Origin of the sequence: Pandoraea sp. (genome assembly GCF_004297875.1) — a bacterium.
In the GTDB taxonomy this organism is placed as follows: Bacteria; Pseudomonadota; Gammaproteobacteria; order Burkholderiales; family Burkholderiaceae; genus Pandoraea.
In genome coordinates, this window is sequence record NZ_SCSK01000048.1 from 153532 (window position 1) to 173017 (window position 19486).

Annotated in this window: 13 protein-coding genes and 1 pseudogene; 8 read left to right on the forward strand and 6 right to left on the reverse strand. The window is 60.0% G+C overall.

The window, feature by feature from the left end; all coding sequences use genetic code 11:
• Positions 1-262: 262 nt before the first annotated feature.
• Together EPN80_RS15135 and EPN80_RS15140 are read right to left on the reverse strand one after the other, a co-directional pair.
• Positions 263-2824, reverse strand: coding sequence for a hypothetical protein (locus EPN80_RS15135; protein WP_293028934.1), 2562 nt, complete (start codon positions 2822-2824; stop codon positions 263-265).
• A 103-nt stretch (positions 2825-2927) separates the two neighbouring features.
• A complete protein-coding gene (locus tag EPN80_RS15140; protein ID WP_293028937.1) occupies positions 2928-3449 on the reverse strand; it encodes a hypothetical protein in 522 nt (173 codons plus the stop codon).
• A 296-nt stretch (positions 3450-3745) separates the two neighbouring features.
• Between EPN80_RS15140 and EPN80_RS15145 the strand changes: the two genes are divergently transcribed.
• From EPN80_RS15145 to EPN80_RS15160, 4 genes and pseudogenes are all read left to right on the forward strand, one after another.
• Positions 3746-4429 carry a response regulator transcription factor gene (locus EPN80_RS15145; protein ID WP_293028939.1) on the forward strand — a complete coding sequence of 228 codons (684 nt, stop codon included), beginning with the start codon at positions 3746-3748 and terminating at the stop codon, positions 4427-4429.
• 314 nt (positions 4430-4743) lie between these two features.
• Positions 4744-5427 (forward strand): response regulator transcription factor, encoded by a 684-nt coding sequence (locus EPN80_RS15150; RefSeq protein WP_293028941.1) that lies wholly within the window; start codon positions 4744-4746, stop codon positions 5425-5427.
• 1433 nt (positions 5428-6860) lie between these two features.
• Positions 6861-7118 (forward strand): annotated as a pseudogene (locus EPN80_RS21130) (histidine kinase dimerization/phospho-acceptor domain-containing protein); the annotation flags it as partial.
• A 21-nt stretch (positions 7119-7139) separates the two neighbouring features.
• Positions 7140-8780 carry a hybrid sensor histidine kinase/response regulator gene (locus EPN80_RS15160; RefSeq protein ID WP_293028947.1) on the forward strand — a complete coding sequence of 547 codons (1641 nt, stop codon included), beginning with the start codon at positions 7140-7142 and terminating at the stop codon, positions 8778-8780.
• A gap of 3 nt (positions 8781-8783) precedes the next feature.
• Here EPN80_RS15160 and ilvB read toward each other — a convergent pair whose 3' ends face one another.
• Positions 8784-10547, reverse strand: a complete 1764-nt coding sequence (gene ilvB, locus EPN80_RS15165) for a biosynthetic-type acetolactate synthase large subunit (RefSeq protein ID WP_293028949.1) — start codon at positions 10545-10547, stop codon at positions 8784-8786.
• Between the two features lie 157 nt (positions 10548-10704).
• Here ilvB and EPN80_RS15170 point away from each other — a divergent pair, with 157 nt between their 5' ends.
• Both EPN80_RS15170 and EPN80_RS15175 read left to right on the forward strand, forming a co-directional pair.
• The gene (locus EPN80_RS15170; RefSeq protein ID WP_293028951.1) at positions 10705-11178 is read left to right on the forward strand and encodes an Lrp/AsnC family transcriptional regulator; all 474 of its coding nucleotides are present in this window, start codon (positions 10705-10707) and stop codon (positions 11176-11178) included.
• Between the two features lie 80 nt (positions 11179-11258).
• Positions 11259-11843 carry a peroxiredoxin gene (locus tag EPN80_RS15175; RefSeq protein WP_293028952.1) on the forward strand — a complete coding sequence of 195 codons (585 nt, stop codon included), beginning with the start codon at positions 11259-11261 and terminating at the stop codon, positions 11841-11843.
• Positions 11844-11891: 48 nt separating this feature from the next.
• On the opposite strand, the gene EPN80_RS15180 is transcribed toward EPN80_RS15175, so the two are convergent.
• The 3 genes from EPN80_RS15180 to EPN80_RS15190 all read right to left on the reverse strand — a co-directional run bounded on the left by EPN80_RS15180 (position 11892) and on the right by EPN80_RS15190 (position 17104).
• A complete protein-coding gene (locus tag EPN80_RS15180) occupies positions 11892-15236 on the reverse strand; it encodes a hybrid sensor histidine kinase/response regulator (RefSeq protein WP_293028954.1) in 3345 nt (1114 codons plus the stop codon).
• A 260-nt stretch (positions 15237-15496) separates the two neighbouring features.
• Entirely contained in the window at positions 15497-15787 is a 291-nt protein-coding gene (locus EPN80_RS15185) for an acylphosphatase (protein ID WP_293028956.1), read from the reverse strand.
• A gap of 222 nt (positions 15788-16009) precedes the next feature.
• Positions 16010-17104 (reverse strand): mechanosensitive ion channel domain-containing protein, encoded by a 1095-nt coding sequence (locus EPN80_RS15190; RefSeq protein WP_293028958.1) that lies wholly within the window; start codon positions 17102-17104, stop codon positions 16010-16012.
• Positions 17105-17179: 75 nt separating this feature from the next.
• On the opposite strand from EPN80_RS15190, the gene otsB reads away from it, so the two are divergent.
• Both otsB and otsA read left to right on the forward strand, forming a co-directional pair.
• Positions 17180-17944: a trehalose-phosphatase gene (gene otsB / locus EPN80_RS15195; RefSeq protein WP_293028960.1), complete on the forward strand. Its 765-nt coding sequence runs from the start codon at positions 17180-17182 to the stop codon at positions 17942-17944.
• A gap of 83 nt (positions 17945-18027) precedes the next feature.
• On the forward strand, positions 18028-19443 hold the full coding sequence (gene otsA / locus EPN80_RS15200; RefSeq protein WP_293028963.1) for an alpha,alpha-trehalose-phosphate synthase (UDP-forming): 1416 nt from the start codon (positions 18028-18030) through the stop codon (positions 19441-19443).
• Positions 19444-19486 lie beyond the last annotated feature (43 nt).

Sequence of the window (19486 nt, forward strand, 5' to 3'; positions counted from 1 at the left end):
TGTCGAGATTTGGACACAACAAACCTCTCTCCTCGAGAGAATCGAGAAAGAAGATCGTTGATACCAAGAGCTCGGTTGACGTCGTCAGAGCGCTAGAGCACATGTCGCAGGAACGCCCTGCATACCGACATCTCACTCATTAGTGCTGTGCTTTGCTTTTCCGGCGCGAATAGGAACGGACAATCGTTTTCCGATTGACGGGCCTGCGGCCCGTATCAACCCAGTGGAAAGACTTGCCGGCTTACCGGCAAGTCAAGTGCCATTACTGATTAATCTTGACTCGATAAGTCACCATGACTTGCTGGTTAGCGTTCAAGGCGTCAAGAGTCAGTTTGACGACACCATGTTCTAATTTCGTCACTCCGTTCGACGAGGAGATCGTGCTCTCGTCGATCGTGGTTAATGACGGAACGGTGTCGGCGACCGCGAGGTCAGAGACGGCGGCTGTACCCTGATTCTTCACCGTTACCCGATACCAGACGCACTGCCCCGGTCGTTGCTTGACACTGGCGGTCGAAAACGTTGCATCCGCCGGGACGGTACTCGAACAGGTGCTCGAAGCAGACTGCGTCTTACTGACCGAGATATCGTCGGTGCTAACTGTCGTCGTATCCGTGCCCGATGCCTTCAGATCGCCAGAGCTAGTCTGAACGGTTACCGTAGTGACATTGACCGAGCGGTCGGCAGCCGAGGTCGGCGCGCTGACAAGCACCAGGAACGGGAGGTCGGCATTGGCCGGAACGGCTATATCGATTGGCCCCGTCAATTCCTTCAGTCCATCGATCTTGCCGGTATCATGCGGGTCAAGGTAGACCTTGGCTTTCCAATCGCGCTTCTCATTAACGAGTGACATCGTCAGCGTATTAGCGGCGATTTCTGTGTTGCCGAGGTTGCGCAACAAGTGGCTATACACCACATCACCACCGGGGCGTACCGTCTTCGCTCCCGAGAATCCGATGGCAATACCCTGGGTAGTGCCATCAAATGTACCCTTCACGGTCGAGTTGGCGCCAGTAACGGAGCCCGTGGCCTTGAAATCGACACTGATCTTGGTCAGAGTGCCCAATGCAGCCACACGCGCGCATACAAGAGTTGATTGCCCGCCATTGACGACATCGGTACGGCCGATCTGCGCAGTCAAGCCGTCGACGGGACACTCATTGCCAACGGGCTTGAAATACCGCACCACCACAGGATGATTGTCTTTGACCGTTGCCTCAAGTCGGTAACTTTCCGCGTGATTGCCGGGGTTATTGTTCGAGACGTGAAGCTTGATAGCCGTCGGCTTATCCGCCTGCACCGGCACGTTGAACTCCCGTTTTGCATCGTCGACGCTGTTATAGCTCAGGACCACGGCGCCAACCTTGATGCCACCGATCAGCGTGCTGACCGCTCCAGCGCTGTGCTCGCCTGAAGTAGCCGTAACCGTAACCGAGTACTTCTCGCTGCTGGAACTCGATACGACGGGAAGAGCTGCTTCGACATAGACGGCTGCAGTTTGGCCAGGTTCGACCGCACCCGTGTCCGGGATGCCATTTCGGTTGGTGTCGGGCAATTCTGTAACGCCATCCGCAGCCAAAATTCTGAAGCGCGTCCCTTCCGGAAACTTCAGGTCGCTTAGTGAAATATCAAAGGTATCGGTGGCACTACCCGCGTTTTTCACCGTGTTGAGGAATTTGACTTTTGTGCCACTCAACGCGCCACCGGCAATGTCACTACCGCGAATGATGACTACCTGATTATGCGCAACTGTTATCAAGAATGGGCTCGCCTTGAACGTGACCCCCTGAGGTTCCAGTGCCGGCTTGCCGTCGGTCACTTTGGCCACGGCGTAGTCAGCAACCAACCGCTTCACCGAACCACGCTGCGCATCAGCGGCAACCTGAACCTGGTAATTAAGTTTTGCATTTTGCCCAGCGACCAACCAGAACGCGATCTTCAGATATCCCGCAGATTGGTCGAGCTTGACAGGCTTGCCGCCAATTTGATCACCATCGGCCACCGCGTTTCCATTCACCTTCAGGCTGTTCAACACAAAGGTGAGTTTGTCGGTGTCACTGTCGTTACCAATCGCCTGGTGGAAATACACGTAGCCATCGGTGGAGCTGTTGTTGGCAACCATCATTTCGACATTGGCAGCGGCATCCGGCGTGACCTGAATAGCTACGCCAGGCCGCACGTCGAAGCCCGCACCATTCTTGATGTGTACCGTATTGGTCGAATCAAACGTTACGGCTGTTGCCGGCGTCGTAGTGGACGCTCTCAACTTCAAGGTGGCCTGCCCTTCCGCGGCCGAACCGAGCGTCGTCGCCTGCACCACGAAGTGGAAGCTGTTGCCTTGGGCTAACTCGACGATATGCCCGCTACGCTTTTGGGTTGAAAGATCGATTGGCAGACTTCCCGGGTCAGGCATGCCATCACGATTGCTGTCCGGATATAGCACAATGCTGCTGGCATCAATGCCAGCACCAACTTCCGCGGCGGTTATCTTGAATTTCTCTTTGATATTGCCGGTATTGGTCAAGCTATGAGAGAAAGTCGCCGTGCGGCCGGGATTGACTTGTTTGCCGCCACCATCGTTAAGTTTGAGCGCGTAGACTTCCGAGACTGTCGTCGTAACCGCATTCGACACGATCGTCTGCTGTTCGCCCGCAGCGTTTGTATAAGTGGCGGTCGCGCTGCTGGTGATTGCCGTGCCTGCCGGAGGCATGGCGGCATGTGCGGTAGGCATGATCATTGCCAATGCCATGACTATAAGCACCGCCCAACAAACCGACTTTCGGAATGCGGACGAATATCCTGCTTCGTTGGTGCGATTTTTCATTAACAAACTCATAATCCTTCCTGATTTCCATCGATCCTGCGACATCGATCTGTTTTTTTCGTCTGACGCAATACAAACCCCGTGCTGCTTGTCTCTGCCAGCCTTACTGCTTGGTCGGAGTCGCTTTCTCAAATTGATTGCTCAATACACGAACACGCAAGGACACGGCACGCCGCTCACCAGCTCGAATCTCGCCCAGATCCCATCGCAGCGACTTGTACTCGCTGGCAGGAACGCGCACCGTGCGCGCGGCGCCATTGACGGAGATCGTGCGGGTCAGCGGTGCCGGTGCGTAAGCGGGATTGGCTACCGTATTGGCATTGACATTGGAGGGATTCGCCGATTCGATGATGTACTCTGTGCCGGTCGGTATCGGCAAAGTGCCGGAAACACCCTTCAGGCTCTCCTTGCCGCGATTGACATAGACGGAGCGGTATTCGATCACGTCGCCAGGCTTGACTCGACCGGCATCCTTGAACGTTTCCTTGCCGTTGGTGACTTCAATTTTTTGTGCGGCCAGGCTGACTTGCAACGGGTGCTGTGGCTCGGATTGCGCTCGAGCCGGTGTGCAGAGCACACCGAATGCGCCAACCACGCATAGGGTAGCTAGGAATTTTTTCTTCATCGAACATCCTACTCAAAAGCAAAAAAATGTAGGCCCGATGATAAATAGCGGGAAACAACCTCGATATAAGAGAATGACTGTCTGTCAGACAGAAAATTCTCTTTATGTTTTCAGGGTAATCCACGCGCTCATCCGATTTCCGAGAGACACTGGCAAAGCCCCATGAAACCTGAGCTCACGTGTCTACGGCAGCGCGTTCCGGCGCTCATAAAACGTGCATCTTGCTCAATTTTGCAGGTAGAATTAGGGCAGAATCCGATTTTTATGCTTTGCAGTCCAGTCTAAATGGACTCCAAATGGTGGGCGACATGAGCCAAACTCAAATCAGGCTTCTCATTGCCGACGATCATCCTGTCGTCGCATTGGGCGTGCAAGCCACGCTGAAATCGCTAGTCAATGCCCAGGTAGTCGGAGTCGCGCAAAATTCGACCGAGCTGTTCAAAATTCTGGAAAGCGATGTCATCGACATCGTGATTACCGATTACGCCATGCCCGGCGGCGCCTACGGCGACGGCATTGAGATGTTGACGCGCCTCAAGCAGCGCTATCCGCAAGTCAAATTGATCGTCCTCACCGTGCTGACCAACACAGCGCTACTGGGCAACATCGGCCGCCTCGGGGTCCACGGGCTCTTGAACAAAGCGAGCGAGATCAACGAAATCCCGCTCGCGATCGATCGTGTCTCCAAGGGTTTCAAATACTTTGGCAAGGCAGTGTCCGCGGCGCTGCAGGAGCATATGATCCGCCCCGATGCCGATCGCGTGCGAAGCCTCTCCAAGCGGGAAATGGAAGTGCTGCGCATGTACCTGGGCGGCATGCCGGTCAAAGACATTGCCAATCACCTGCGGCGCAGTGGCAAGACTGTCAGTAATCAGAAACGGATTGCGATGACCAAGCTCGGCTGTTCGAGCGATGCTGAACTCTTCCAGTACTACGCCCTGCTCGGACTCACCGACACCCCGACGCCCAAAACCTCCTGAACGCCGCGACACGGCCGCCGTGGCAAACAAACCACCTTCTCCTGGTGGCAGCGCAACGCGATCTGCACGCCGTTTTAGCGTAAGCCTTTGCCATGCAAATAGCAGGAGAACAATCCTCAAACATTAGCAGATTCATCCTATTTCCAAGCCAGAGACGAGCTGCGAAAATCGCCGCATATTTTCAGACGAGGCGATGCTCATGCACGCAATACGTACCTCGTTTATCTCACGTGTTGAATGCGTCTTCGCTTCGCAATCGGTACAACTGCATGTTGCATTCCGCGTGTTCAATGCTCGTTCGAGAACGGAAATCTATGGATAGCACCATCGTGTCCTGCAGCCGGATCGGCACATCGCCGTCGCCATGCCGTGTCATCATCGCCGACGATCATCCAGTCGTGCTCAGCGGTATTGCCAAGGTTCTCCAGCCGGACGAGAACATCAAGATCGTCGCGATGACGCAGACTGTCGGACAAACGTTGGCGGCACTCAACAAGACAGTGTGCGATATTCTCATCTGCGATTACTCCTTCGACGAGGATCCGGAGCCCGATGGATTGGCATTGCTGCGCCGCATTCGTCGCCTGCATCCGGATGTCAAAATCATTCTGCTGTCGTCGCACTACGATCTCATGACCATCAAGGCCACCCTGAATCTGGGCGTGCAAGCGTTCCTGCGGAAAAGCGCCGATCTCGATACCGTGCTCATGGCCATACGCGCTGCGCGTCAAAGCAAGCGTTTCACCGATGAGGCGACGGCGGATGACCTCCTCAAGAATATGCTCGATCCTCAGTATCCGAAATCGCCTGCCGCCGTACTATCGATCCGCGAGGCTGAAACGATGCGGCTGCTCCAGAAAGGGCTGCGTGTCAGCGAAATCGCCCAAATGACTCACCGCAGCATCAAAACGGTCAGCGCGCAAAAGAGCGCATTGATGCGAAAGCTCGGCGCGCGCAACGACATGGAACTCTTCAAGGTATTGGGCACCATGACGTGATGGCACGGCCCGTTGTCAACGGCACGACTGCAATGCCGGACCACGCGGTCGCGCTGCGCCGGTGGTATCGTCGAACACTATACGGCGGCACAGCGGTCCTGACCCTGGTCATCCTGGGTTCCGTCGCCCTCTCGGTCGGTAACCGCGTCGCGAGTTATCTCGACGACAAGCGTCATGACTTCTCCATAGAACGGGCGTTGATCGAATCGCAAATCGTCGGAATCGAATCCCGCATATCGCAGTCGTTAGCTCGCCATCAACACGCTCACGTCGCTGGCGCCGTCACGAGCCCCCCAGCGACGGTCGAACACGCTCATCGCCCTGGAATCGGCATCGCCAATGCTGAGCCATCCCCGCTTGAAATTGTTTCCGAGCTGTCACCCGAGTCGCCGGATTTTCAATCGCTATACGAATTAGCGCAGAACTTCTCCCCGGATATCGCAGCACTGACGCTGCTGGGCGGGAAATTCCAGCAAACCATGTTGTATGACAGGAAACGGCAATTTCTTGCCGTTTGGAATCCGCTGGCAGTTTCACGCGAATCTCTCCCCAGCGGGCCACCCGACAGGCGGATTCGACTGGCCACAACGCCTTTCGCGGGTGCGACGGTCGTTGCACGACAGGGTCAAGCCATGGTTCCGTCCATCAAATGGCTTGGGCCACATATCGATACCAGCTCGGGCAACCTGGTCGTCAGTTGCCTCGCGCCGATTTTTCAGGATCGCGCACCACCGGCTGTATTGGTCATCTCAATACCTCTTCGAGTCTTTGCCTCACGCTTTCTGCCGCAGGCATTGGACGAACATTACGCACTTCACACATTCGCGGGCGCGCATCTGGCGGGCGCCCCGCTCACCCGGGGCGATGCGGCCGCCATCGAACGCGCGCGGCAGACATGGCGGCACGACGCTGTGTCACGCGGCGCTGCGCGGGCCGCACTCTACCGCGTCGGCGGACGCTTTGTCCTGTTGCAGGCGCTCTCCGGGCCAGACTGGATTCTGACGCACAGCTTTGGCTGGCTGTCCATCGTCAGGCAACTGCATCACGAACTCTTATTGATCACTCTGTTGACAGCAGGAGTCTGCGTGTTGCTATGGAGTTTTGCCGTACTCCTTGACCGCCGTGTATTTCGACCGATTCACCTCGAGGCCGTCCGCGTCGCGCAGAGCGAACAATTCAATCGCATCATGGTGGCTACCGCGCCCGTCGGCTTCTGCGTGCTCGATATCGACCGCGGTTCGGTGATTCTCGGCAACCGCCTTGCGCAAGATTATGCGGCTCTGCCGGGCGAGTCCGACACCCTTGCAGAACGCTTGCTCGAGGCCTATCGGACGCATCGGAGCGACGCTTGGCCGACTGCGGACGACAAGATCGTGCATAGCGAAATTTCGACCACTCGAGACGACGGCACGCCACTTCACCTTCTGGTCTCCATGGGGCGAGCGCGCTATCAGCACAAAGATGTCCTGCTGTGCGGCATCCACGACATCAGCGCACGCAAGCTTAGCGAAGACCTGCTGCGACAGGCCAAGCAGGAAGCCGACGAAGCCAGCCAGGCCAAGTCGATATTTCTGGCCTCGACCAGTCATGAGCTGCGCACCCCCCTGCATGGGGCGCTGGGTAATCTCGAGCTGCTCGAAACAGCGACGATGCCGCCGGCGCAACGCGCATTGGTCACGACCATTCGAGCGTCCTTCGAATCCCTGCTGCGCGTGGTCAACGACATCCTCGACTTGTCCAAAATTGAAGCGCGCCGCCTTCATTTGCAACCCGCGCCGTTCAGTCCGGCTGATCTGATCGAATGCGTCACGCGAACGTTTGCTCCTCTGTTGACGAAAAAGCAGGTCGATCTGCTTTGCCTGATTCCGGCGTTGCCTCCCATGCTGATTGGCGACGCCGGCCGGGTCAGGCAAATCCTGAATAACCTGCTGTCGAACGCGGCCAAATTCACGCCCCGCGGCCGCGTCATATTGCGCGCGCAGTGGCAACCGGAAGAGCACGTCGGCGGCCGGTTGCGCCTGCTCGTCGCCGATACGGGTATCGGCATTGCGAAGCACGATCAGGAAAAGCTATTTGCGCCGTTCACCCAGGCCAATCGTCGCATTACGAACCGCTACGGCGGCACCGGCCTCGGGCTGGCGCTGTGCCGCCAGTTGTGCGATCTGATGAACGGCGCCATCGCGCTGCGAAGCGGCCCGGGTCACGGCACGCAAATCACCGTCGAGCTACCCTTTGCAGTTGACACCCACGCCAGCACTTCCATCACTGCACCGTTGGCTGGAAAGCGCATCTTGCTGATATGCGACATTGCAGCATGGCGATGCGATCTTCTCGCACAGTTGCGGGCCTGGGGCGCCGAGGCGAAGCCCACGCTCGTTCGCCAACTCCAGTGGCATGCGCCCTACGACGCGATCGTCTACGCGCAGGGAATGCGCGACGACAGTCCTGATGAACTGCCGGCGATCGTCGCATCGACTCGGATTTGGCTCAGCCAGCGAGGTCCGCTGGCACCCGAACCGCGGGGCCCATGGATAGCCTTATCAGCGTTCAACCGTTCAGCACTTTGCGAGGTTTTGAGCGGTTTGTCGGCTCCTCCCGATGCGCGCCCGTCGGCATGGCTCTCGCTCTCACCGCCGAGGCTGAAAATTCTGGTGGCGGACGACGACGAGATCAGTCGGCGCCTTATTGCGCGACAGTTGAATGCCCTGGGATACACTGCCGTCGATTGCGCCGAAAACGGACGCATCGCTCTTGAGCGAAGTCTCGCCAATCGTTATGACGTGTTGTTCACTGACCTCGCCATGCCGGAGATCGACGGCAGCGAACTGGTCCGCGCACTGCGCGCGCGGGGCGAACGCTTTCCTGTGGTTGCGCTCAGTGCGACTGCGATCAACCAGGACCATCCGTTCCGCAACGCCGTCGATGCGGTGCTCGTCAAACCCGTGTTACTCGAGCAATTGGCTCGCACGCTAACACTGGTAGCGCGCCCAGACCCCTGCCGCGCCGTCGACATGATGCACCGCGAGTTTCACTCACCCGTTGCCGGCACAGCGCTCGACGACGACCTCAGGGCCATCTTCCTACGCACCTGCGAACAGGACATCGCGGGACTGGAACGCGCCCGCCAGCATAACGACAAGAACGCATTCCTGCGGCGTCTGCACAAAATAAAGGGAGCCTTGCTGATGCTCGGCGAAAACGCGCTGGTCGAGGCGCTCGGCGTACTGCAGGCCCGCGTCGACGCAGGCGGACTCGCCCGCGCGAGCGATTTGCACGCAGATTTTCTCATGCGCGTTGCGGCGCTCGCGCAGCGCTATCGCGACGACCTCAGTCAGGCAAAGCGTCAAACCTGACGATTACATCGGCGCGAAAATCACATCTCGATAACTCTTGCCGGCCGGAATCATCGGAAATACGTTGTCCTCTCGCGCCACCATCACATCGAGCAGGTAAGGCTGATCAGGATCTGCCAACATACGCTCGAGCGCTGCCGGCAAATCTTCGGCCCGCTCAACGCGCTCGGCAGCCACCCCGTAGCCCCCAGCGATCGCCGGAAAATCGGGATACGGCGCGCTGCCGGGCGGTCGGGCGGCCCGCTCGTCATCACCCAGCGCACTGAGCACCCGGTTACCCTGGTAGATCATGTCCTGCCACTGCCGAACCATGCCCAACCACTGGTTATTCACGACGAAGATCTTGACGCCTAAACCATAGCGGCGGCACGTGCTGAGTTCATTGATCGTCATATTCAGGCTGCCATCGCCGTCGATATCGATCACCGGCACCTGCGGCAGCGCGGCTTTCGCACCCAGCGCGGCAGGCAAGCCGAATCCCATCGTGCCGAACCCGGCGCTAGACAGAAAAGCGCGCGCCTGGCGCGCACGCAGGTACTGCATGGCCCACATTTGGTGCTGGCCCACGCCTGTGGCGACGACGGCCTCGGCCGGCAGGCGCTCGGCCAGCATGGCAATCGCCCGAGGGCCACTGAGCCCCGTCCCGGAATTCTGCGCGACCTTGAGGGGACGAGCCGCCGCGACCGAGCGCAGATAGCGCAGCCACGGCGCCGTCGCGATCGGCTTGGCCAGCCTCAGCAACTCGGGTAGCGCAGCACGCAAATCGGCTTGCGCACCGATGTGCACGGCTTTGTTCTTGCCGATTTCCGCGGCGTCGACATCGATATGAACGATCGCCGCCCCTTGCGCGAACGACGCTGGATCGCCAATCACGCGGTCGTCGAAGCGCACACCCAAGGCCAATACGACGTCGGCTTCATTGACTGCCACGTTGGCGCAGTATGCGCCATGCATGCCGAGCGGCCCAAGTAACAGCGCATGACCGTCCGGCATGGCTCCCAGTCCCATCATGGTGAGTGCCACCGGGCATTGCAATTGCTCGGCAAGTTGCACGAGCAGCGCGCTGGTGCCGGATGCCACGATGCCGCCACCGGCATAAATAACCGGTCGGCGACTCTCCATCAGCAGTCTGGCAATCCGTCCGATCTGCTCGGGCGTCAAGGTCATGGTCACAGGCTCGACGGCCCGGATCGGCGTCGGCTCGTTGGTGACTGAGCACGCCTGCTGAATGTCCTTGGGAAAATCCAGCAAGACCGGGCCTGGACGGCCCGCCAACGCCAGTGCGGCAGCGTCGCGCAATGCCGGGCCGATCGCCTCAAATTGACGCACCTGTCGGGCTTGCTTGGTAATCGGCCGCGTCACGGCAACAATATCGACTTCCTGAAACGCATTTTTACCTAGCCAGTGCGTTGCCACATTGCCGGTAATGGCCAGTACGGGGATCGAATCGCTGTTTGCGTCGGCAATGCCGGTCACCAGATTCGTCGCGCCGGGGCCGGATGTCGCCAGACATACCCCGAGCCGCCCAGTGGCACGAGCGTAGCCTTGCGCGGCGAATACCGCGCCTTGCTCGTGCTCGGTGCGGATCAGCGCAATATCGACGCGCGATAGCGCATCCAGCATTTCCAGATTCGCGCCGCCGGGGTAGCAAAACACCGTGGAGACTCCAATCTCGCATAGCGTTCGGGCAATCATGTCGGCGCCTCGCAACGTGTCGGCAAAAGTGCAATGCGCGGACAGCGGATCGAGTTCGAGTACGGAATTCATGGGGCGCCTTCCTGGAATAGCGGTCGGCAAATGGCCGGCCTTGTGCGGGGAAAACTCAGTGTAGGCGTGGGCCGTTGTAATTGCTTCGCTTTCACTTGACGAATAAACGCTAAAAATACATGATCGATTCTAAAATCACAGAATTTAAGAATAAATTATGCAAATCGACGAATTCGATAAAAAAATTCTGCTTCTATTGCAGGAAGACGCTTCACTTTCGGCGGCGGAAGTGGGCGAGCGCGTCGGCCTGTCTCAATCGCAATGCTGGCGACGCATCGACCGACTCTATCAGGAGGGTGTCATCACCAGGCAGGTCGCGGTGGTCGATCGCAAAAAGGCGGGTCTTAACGTCATGTTGTTCGCGCATGTCAAGTTGGCCGCCCACAGCCGCAACGCGCTACCCGAGTTCTCACGGGCGATCCAGGCCTTCCCCGAGGTTATGGAATGCCATGTGCTGATGGGCAACGTCGATTTTCTCTTGCGTATCGTGGCACGCGATGTGGAAGCCTATGAGCGGTTCTTTTTCGAGCGGCTCTCGCAACTGCCAATGATTCAGGAAGTCAACTCGATGATCGCGCTCTCGCAGATCAAAGCGTCGACGGTATTGCCCATCGAAACGACCGAGCGATAGAGCCCGCCGAGACGCCGTCGGGCAGTCGCGCTATGCTACCCGTGTCTGGCTTAGCGTTTGATCATTCTTTGGAAACGAACATGAAACGGTCCATGAAGCGAATTTTTCTCGGCACGGGCACGTTGCTCACTGTGCTGATCGGCGTCTGGTTTTTCATCCCCGCCCATGCCGCCCTCAAACCCGGCGACAAAGCGCCGGAATTTACTGCCCAGGCGTCGCTCGGTGGCAAGGTTTATACGTTTTCGCTCGCCGATGCACTCAAGCGCGGTCCGGTCGTGCTGTATTTTTATCCGGCAGCGTTCACCAAGGGGTGCACGATCGAGGCGCACGACTTTGCCGACGCCATCGAGCGCTACCACGCACTGGGGGCCACAGTCATTGGCGTGTCGCACGATGACATCGCGACCCTCAAGCGTTTTTCCGTCAGCGAATGCCGCAGCAAGTTTCCTGTGGCGGCAGATACCGATGGGAGCATCATGAAGGCCTACCATGCGGTGTTGCCGATGCAGACGAAATATGCGAATCGCGTGTCATATGTGATCACCCCTGACGATACGGTGCTGTATCAGTACAGTAGCCTGGACCCCGACCGGCACGTTGCCAACACGCTCAAGGCGCTGCAGGAATGGAAAACCACGCAAAAGTCCGGTGGCATCAACCGTTGAAGCCAACCTCTCGCCGACTTGCCGGTATGCGCCGGGCAGGCGAGTGCGTCACGGTTGCCACCGCTTCAGAAATACCTGCACCTGCGCGTTGAACGCTTCATAGGCCGTGCGCCACCGCGCGGTCGGCGCCTGTTGTAGCGTGAGCGTCTCGAGATCGTGGCAGCGATCGGTCAGCGCACGCTCGCCCAACGCGGCGAACGCCCCCTTTATCCGGTGCAGCTTCGCGAGCAGAACGCCGCGATCGCCCTGCGTCAACGCCGATTCGAGCGCCTGCAAGTCGGCTTGCATGGTGTCCGTCAGCAATGACCGGCCGTCGCCGTCCAGCAGACGCTCCGCTTTGCTGCGGGGCATCTGTGCCGATGGCGCGTCCGACGTCAGCCACTTGCCCAAAACCTGGCGCAATTGCTCCAGCGACACCGGCTTGACGATTACCTCGTCGATGCCATTGGCTCGACAGCGTTCGAGCACTTCCGGGGCGGTATGAGCCGTCACGGTAATAATGGGTTGCGTGGCGCCGCGCTCCCGGAGCATCCTGGCCAGCCGATAACCATCGAGGTCCGGCATGCTGAGATCGGTGAGCACCAGATCGACATGGGCGGAGGCGAACAGCGTCAGCGCCTGAGCGCCGTTCTCGGCCCCCAGCGTGCCATGGCCCAGACGGGCGAGCTGCTCTTGTAGCAGCAGCCGGTTCACGGGATTGTCCTCGACAACCAAGACGCGCGTGCTGGGCGGCATTGCGTTCGTCTGGCCGCAGTCCTGCTTCGGCGCGGATGCCGGGCCTTCGCGTGCCGCGTCGGCCTCGCCCGCCGCGCTCGTCGATAATGCCTGGCGCAAGCCGCTCAGGCTGAAACTGGAAATCTGCCACGCCCGGGGATGCGTCGTCCGACGTTGCGGAGTCCAGGGACCATCGGGCGTGACATCGATCCAGTGCATGTTCTCCGGTGGCGTGAGCGATGCCGCGATCTCGAGCGTCAACACCCAGTCGGCCTCTGGCCAGTGCGCCGGAGCATGCTCGAGGACGCTCACGCGCGCGCCCCAATAACGCAATTGCGCGGTTATAGCGTCGCGCCACTCGCCGGGCGAGCCCAGCAGTATGATCTCGGCTCCCGGGAGCACGCTTGGGCTCGCGGGGACGGCTTCCGCACCGATGGCAAGCGGCACTTCGATCGTAAACACACTGCCCCTGCCTGGCTCGCTATCCAGCGAGATGCGGCCGCCCATCAGTTCGGCCAGACGTCGGCAAAGCGACAGCCCCAGCCCGGTGCCGCCGAAGCGACGCGCAATCGAGGCATCGGCCTGCGTGAAAGGCGCGAATAACTGCGCCTGCCGCTCGGGCGCAATCCCGATGCCGGTGTCCTCGACCTGCATGCGTATCCATTGCCGCGCATGTTCGCGCACGCCGACGACCAGGCGGACAATGATGCCGCCGCGCTCGGTGAATTTGGCCGCATTGCTGACCAGATTGGCCAGCATTTGAGTCAGTCGCGCGGCGTCGCCGCGCAGTGGCCCCGGCAGTGCCGGATCAAGCACCAAATGAAGCGCCAGACCACGCTGACGAATGCCCGGCGCATAGGTCATCACGACCTGCTCGATCAGCGCATGCAAATCGATGTCCGCCGATTCGAGTCGCATGTGTGCGGCTTCCAGCTTCGAAATGTCGAGAATGTCATTGATGATCTGCAGCAGATGCTGCGATGCATTGCGGACGACTTTCAAACGCGCCGCCGCATCCCCGGCTGGCAGCGACAACTCGAGCAACTCCAGGTGTCCCAGAATTCCCTGCATCGGAGTGCGGATCTCATGACTCATGGCAGCCAGGAACGCCGACTTGGCATGATTGGCCTGATCGGCAGCGCGACGCGCAGCCTGCAGTCCGGCCTCGAGCGCCTTTTGTGCGGTGATGTCGCTCACGGCTCCCAGCAGCACACGCTGTCCCTGATATCGTGTTTTTACCAGCGCCGCCCTCAAACAGGCCGCGCCCCCCTGCGTCGGCGCAAGCGGCAGATCGAACTCGCGCAGGCGTTGCCCGACCGGCATTGGGTGCCGGCGATGATCGATCCACAGGCGCGTGGCCAACGTCCTGACGGGCGTGTCCGGCTGCTCGAAAAACTGTTGCGAGAGCGCCCGCATGCGGTCGTTCTGGGCCAGAATGCGGCCGTCGTCGGCGCGCAACACGCACAAGCCGATTGGCGCCGTATCGAACACCGTCCGGTTGAATCGCTCACTGTCATAGACGCGCTGAGCGCGTCGATGCACTGGGCTGAACACATACCGCTCGAAGCCGATCAGTACGGTCCAAAGCAGCACCAGCACCGCTGCACTGAGCGCGCCGATCAGGCTCAGCTCGGGCGCGAGGCCGGCTGCGACCGAGCGCCAATCCAGTGCATACGCCGAGATCCAGTCGGTGCCAGGCACTGCCTGGAGAAATACAAATACGCCACCGATACGCTGAGTAGACAGATGGCGTCGCCGCTCGAGCGCGCCCGATTTGTCCGCCAGCGTGCCGACCAGGGCAAGATGCCGGGCCTGGGCGGCGCCATCGCCCGACTGGGTAGCGGCAATCGGCTTGCCGTGCGCGCCGAGCAGGAAAAATTCGCCGGGATTTCGCAAGCTGTCGACCTTGCTTTGCAGCGTGGTCAGCGGCAAGTTATCGACAAACACGGCGAACGGCCGCCCGAGGTGATACGCCGTACCGACCGCGCTGACCACGGCTTGCCCGGTCAGCGGGTCCTCATGCGGGCCGAGCCAGGCAATCTTGCGACTGTCGGGCGCCGCCCGGCAGTCCGTGCTCAGACAAAGGCGGTCGATCAAGGCGTCGGTGTCGGGCAAGCCCAGACGGCGTGAGACCGCCGCAGGGTCGATCGGTGGCGCCACGGCAACGAAATGCCCGCGAGGATCGAAAAAATAGCCGCTGGCCGGCTCGCCATTGATTTCTCGCACGAGTACCGGGCCGGGTGAAACATGCTCCGCGAGAGCCTGGTAGCGACGGCAGCGCGCCGCGGACAGCGGCGCTTGCGCCTGGCGCGGACGGCTACGCCATAGCAGCTGATATTGCGAGATACCGTCGACACCCAGGTCTGTTCGCGCCGGTTCCGGTGCCTGAGCGCCACACGGATGCGACATGTCGGGCAACGTGTGGCTCACCTGCCGCCACCAGAGCTCAGCGACATGAACGCTATGCAGCAGCCGGGCTTCGGCATACCCGAGTTCATTGATCAGCGCCTGCCGGTCACTTACGAATAAATGCTGCTGATCATTGATGTAGCTGTCGATGCGCGCCAGCACGGTGATGCTGGCCGCGACGCAAATCGCCAGGGAAATCAGGGCGCCGCCGCCGAACAACAGCCAGCGCTGGGATAATCGCAGTCGATCCAGTTCGCGTTCGCCGCGCAAGCGTGAACGAGCACGGCAAGCGCGCCATAAGGCGATCAATCGCAGACATTTCATGGAACTTGGTGGGACAGCGACCCGGTTCCGGGCGCAAAGTCTACTGTAGGGAAAATAAGATGGTTCTATAGGCACCAAGCGCGGCGAATGGGAAATGTCCTAAAAAGATCGCGCATAAGCGGATTTAGCGACCGACGGAATGTCGCAATCGCAGATGGCGGAGAACCTGGTGAGCTATCAGGCCGGTCGGGCTCCGAAGTCTATGCTTAGTCGATCACACGAATGTGAAATGATGCGCTACCAGCCTCGTGCGCCGAATTTTCGTCGAGCACCGCAATTTCGCACGCGTTGACGCAAGCGCCGCGTGGCCCCACCTGCATCCAGCTTCGCATTGCCTGGAGTTGCGTCTCGTCGCCCACCACCAGCGCTCGCACCGAACCGTCGCGGCAATTTCCGACCCACCCGCGCAACCCAAGCCATTGCGCCTGAGCGACGCATGCCGCGCGATAGCCGACGCCCTGAACCCGCCCCCGCACTGTGATTTGCCATGCCGCCATAGGTACCTCAGGTGGTGTGATGATTCGATGCACGCGCCGTCGCCGGGGTGCCAAACACACGCTCGCTCTGTGCCCACAGTTACGCCACAGACTAATCCCTCACAATAAATAAATTTAAAATAAACAATATTTTCAATAGTTTACGATATATTTCAATAAAATACATGAGAAATACAGTGGGCCGCCGCGCCCGCACCAACGGGCCGAGCGGCGCGCTGCAGATCACTGTGCATCCCGCGGCTCCCCGCGCCCGTGAGGCTCGTCAGGTCCATCCAAGGTTGCGCGTACCCGGGGGAGATAGTCTGGGTAGTGCCGCCGCACGAATGACACCAGCCCTTCGCGAACCTTGCAGCGCAGGTCCCAATTGCGCCCGGAATCGGCAGCGGTGACCAGCGCGCGCAATTGCATCGAACGTTCGTTACTATCGGTGACCTGCAGCAGGCTCAGGCGTCCGTCCCATTCGGGCGCGCCCTGGCACAATCGTTTCAGCTCCGCGCGCAGCGGTTCGAGCGGCATGCCGTAATCAACCCATAGATACACGGTGCCAATGATTTGTGAGGTCGTGCGCGTCCAGTTCTGGAAAGGGTTTTCGATAAACCACTGCAGCGGCACAATCAGCCTGCGCTCGTCCCATAGGCGCACGACCACATAGGTACCGGTGATTTCCTCGACGCGGCCCCACTCTCCCTGGACAATGAGCACATCGTCGATGCGGATCGGCTGCGTGAGCGCAATCTGCAAGCCGGCAATCAGATTGCCGAGTACCGGCCGCGCGGCGATACCGGCCACCAGACCGGCAACCCCGGCCGACGCAAGCAGGCTGGTACCGATCTGGCGTACGCCGGGAAAGGTCATCAGTGCCGCCGACACGCCAATCAGAACGATCACAAAATTGACGCATCGGCCGAGCACGTGGGTTTGGGTTTGCACGCGGCGCGCGTCGAGGTTGTTGTCGATATTGGCCGGATGCAGCTCGATGAGCGCTGCACTGACCGCATGCGAGGCCCGGATTGCCAGCCAGGTCAGCATGGCAATCAAACCCAGTCCGGTCAGATGGCGTAAAGTACGTATACCGGGCAGCGCGTCATCGGCCGCGCTCCAGACAATCTGCAATGCAATCAGCAGGAGTGCATAGCGACTGGCCTGGTACGTAAAGTTGACCAGCAAACGGCCGATCACGCGTGAACGCGTGACGCGCCGCAATACCGCCGCGCCGGCACGATGCACCGCCAGCGCGAGCAGCATCACCGCCAACGCGGCGGCAACAACATAAAACCATGGAGGTAGCCCAAAACCGAAAAGTGTTGTCTGAGTCATTGTCACCCAATGGTAGGCAGATCTGCTGTTCAACATAGCACATTGCCTGCATTTTTCTGAGGAGACCCATTCGCCATGCGAGAATCGAGCGCCTCGAAGGCGCAACTCGATATCAGCATCGAGCCCCCCATCGACATCGCCCGTACCGCTTTCTTTCTGGATCTGGACGGCACGCTCGCTCCCATTGCGCCCACGCCGGATGACGTGCGGATATCCAAGACCCTGCGTACCACCCTGTCTCATCTGCAACGGCGCACCGACGGGGCCCTGGCGGTCATTTCGGGCCGCCCGATCGCGCAGATCGATCAATTGCTGTCGCCGCTGGAACTCGTTGCGGCCGGCTTGCATGGCGCCGAGTGGCGTGACGCCCGCGGGCAGACTGAACGACTGGCCATTGACCCGCAGCGTGTTGCCGCAATGGCCTCGACCCTAGTCAGCGTCGCTGCCACCGACCCCGGACTATTGCTCGAGCGCAAGGCGCTGGCGCTGGCGCTGCACTTTCGCAACGCACCCGCGCAGGAGTTCGCCGTGCGTCAGGCGATGAGCGCGCTGGCGGCGCGTAACAGTGATGCCTTTGTACTGCAGGCTGGGAAAATGGTGTTCGAGATCAAGCCCAAGGGCGCCAGCAAAGGGGCCGCGCTGCGGCTGCTGATGCAGCGCACGCCATTCGCGGGCCGTCGCCCGCTGTTTGCCGGCGATGATCTTACCGACGAAAGCGCTTTTGAAGCTGTCAATGCGCTGAACGGCATCTCGATCAAGATCGGCCCCGGCCCGACGCTCGCACGCGCCCGCCTGCCATCGCCCGCGGCCCTGGCCGCTTGGCTCGCACAACTGCTCTGACGCTGCTCCCGCCGCGCACGCTGTCACGGCGTCGCGCTCTCGTCGTGTTTCACCAAAAACGCAATCCGCAGGAGATAGACAGCATGAGTCGACTTGTTATTGTTTCGAATCGCGTCGCCGCCATTACCGAGGGCAAGCCGCTGGCCGGCGGGCTGGCCGTGGGCGTATACGACGCGCTCAAGGAAAAAGGCGGTATCTGGTTCGGCTGGAGCGGCGACATCGTCGACGCCTTGCCCGTCGCGCCTGACTCGCACCAGGAAGGCAAAGTCACCTTCTGCACGGTCGGCCTGACGCGACGCGACTATGACCAGTACTATCGAGGCTTCTCCAACGCGACGCTGTGGCCGACCTTTCATTACCGCGACGATCTTAGCCGCTTCGAGCGCAAGGAGTACTCGGGCTACCGCCGTGTCAACACCTGGCTGGCGCAGACCCTGAAGCCGCTGCTGCAGCCCGACGACCTGATCTGGGTACATGACTATCACCTGCTCCCATTCGGAGAAGCCTGCCGCTCGGCGGGCCTGCGAAATCGCATTGGTTTCTTTCTACACATTCCGTTTCCATCGGCGCAAGTGTTGATGACGATTCCTCCGCATCAGGATCTCGTCAAGGCAATGTGCGCATACGATCTGGTTGGCTTTCAGACCGAACCCGACCGCACCGCCTTCACTGATTACATCGTGCGCAACGCCGGCGGCAAGATCGACGACGACGGCCTCGTGCATGCCCATGGGCAAACGCTGCGCACCGGCGTATACCCGATCGGCATCTATCCCGACGAGATCCTCGCGCAGGCCGAGATGCAATCTAATCGGCGCCACATTCTCAACCTCAAGCAGGGACTGCAAAACCGCAAGCTGATCATGAGCGTCGATCGACTCGACTATTCCAAAGGCATGCTCGAGCGGTTCCGGGCGTTTGAGCGGTTATTGGAAATGGCGCCCAACCATCAGGGCCACGTCAGCTTTGTACAGGTGGCACCGCCGTCTCGCTCCGATGTGCAGAACTACCAGACGATCCGCCGCCAGCTTGAAACCGAGGCCGGTCACATCAACGGAAGGTTCTCCGATTTGGCGTGGACGCCGCTGCGCTATATCAACAAACGCTACGACCGGCATGTGCTGATGTCGCTGTTCCGGGCATCTCAGGTCGGGTTTGTCACGCCCTTGCGCGACGGCATGAACCTGGTAGCCAAGGAGTATGTCGCCGCCCAGCCGCCGGAAGACCCCGGGGTGCTGGTGCTCTCCTGCTTTGCCGGTGCTGCCCAGGAGTTGAAAGGCGCGCTGATTGTCAATCCCTATGACATCGAGGGCATGGCCGAGGCCCTCAACCAGGCGCTGGCGATGCCGCGCGAAGTCCGTCAGGCGCGTTACCAGGACATGATGCGCAGCCTGCGCGAGAACAACCTCTCGCGGTGGCGCGACCGGTTTTTGCAGGATCTGCGCACAGACGCGACGCGCACACCGTACCTGCTGAGCACAGCCACCACCCCGCCTTGACTCGTATCCTGCTGGCCAAGTCGGTGCGCCACTGATACGAGTG

Bases quoted from the DNA above. Each gene is read 5' to 3' on its own strand.
- EPN80_RS15135 (WP_293028934.1), bottom strand. From the start codon at position 2,824: ATGAAAAATCGCACCAACGAAGCAGGATATTCGTCCGCATTCCGAAAG.
- EPN80_RS15140 (WP_293028937.1), bottom strand. From the start codon at position 3,449: ATGAAGAAAAAATTCCTAGCTACCCTATGCGTGGTTGGCGCATTCGGT.
- EPN80_RS15145 (WP_293028939.1), top strand. From the start codon at position 3,746: ATGGTGGGCGACATGAGCCAAACTCAAATCAGGCTTCTCATTGCCGAC.
- EPN80_RS15150 (WP_293028941.1), top strand. From the start codon at position 4,744: ATGGATAGCACCATCGTGTCCTGCAGCCGGATCGGCACATCGCCGTCG.
- ilvB (WP_293028949.1), bottom strand. From the start codon at position 10,547: ATGAATTCCGTACTCGAACTCGATCCGCTGTCCGCGCATTGCACTTTT.
- EPN80_RS15170 (WP_293028951.1), top strand. From the start codon at position 10,705: ATGCAAATCGACGAATTCGATAAAAAAATTCTGCTTCTATTGCAGGAA.
- EPN80_RS15175 (WP_293028952.1), top strand. From the start codon at position 11,259: ATGAAACGGTCCATGAAGCGAATTTTTCTCGGCACGGGCACGTTGCTC.
- EPN80_RS15185 (WP_293028956.1), bottom strand. From the start codon at position 15,787: ATGGCGGCATGGCAAATCACAGTGCGGGGGCGGGTTCAGGGCGTCGGC.
- EPN80_RS15190 (WP_293028958.1), bottom strand. From the start codon at position 17,104: ATGACTCAGACAACACTTTTCGGTTTTGGGCTACCTCCATGGTTTTAT.
- otsB (WP_293028960.1), top strand. From the start codon at position 17,180: ATGCGAGAATCGAGCGCCTCGAAGGCGCAACTCGATATCAGCATCGAG.
- otsA (WP_293028963.1), top strand. From the start codon at position 18,028: ATGAGTCGACTTGTTATTGTTTCGAATCGCGTCGCCGCCATTACCGAG.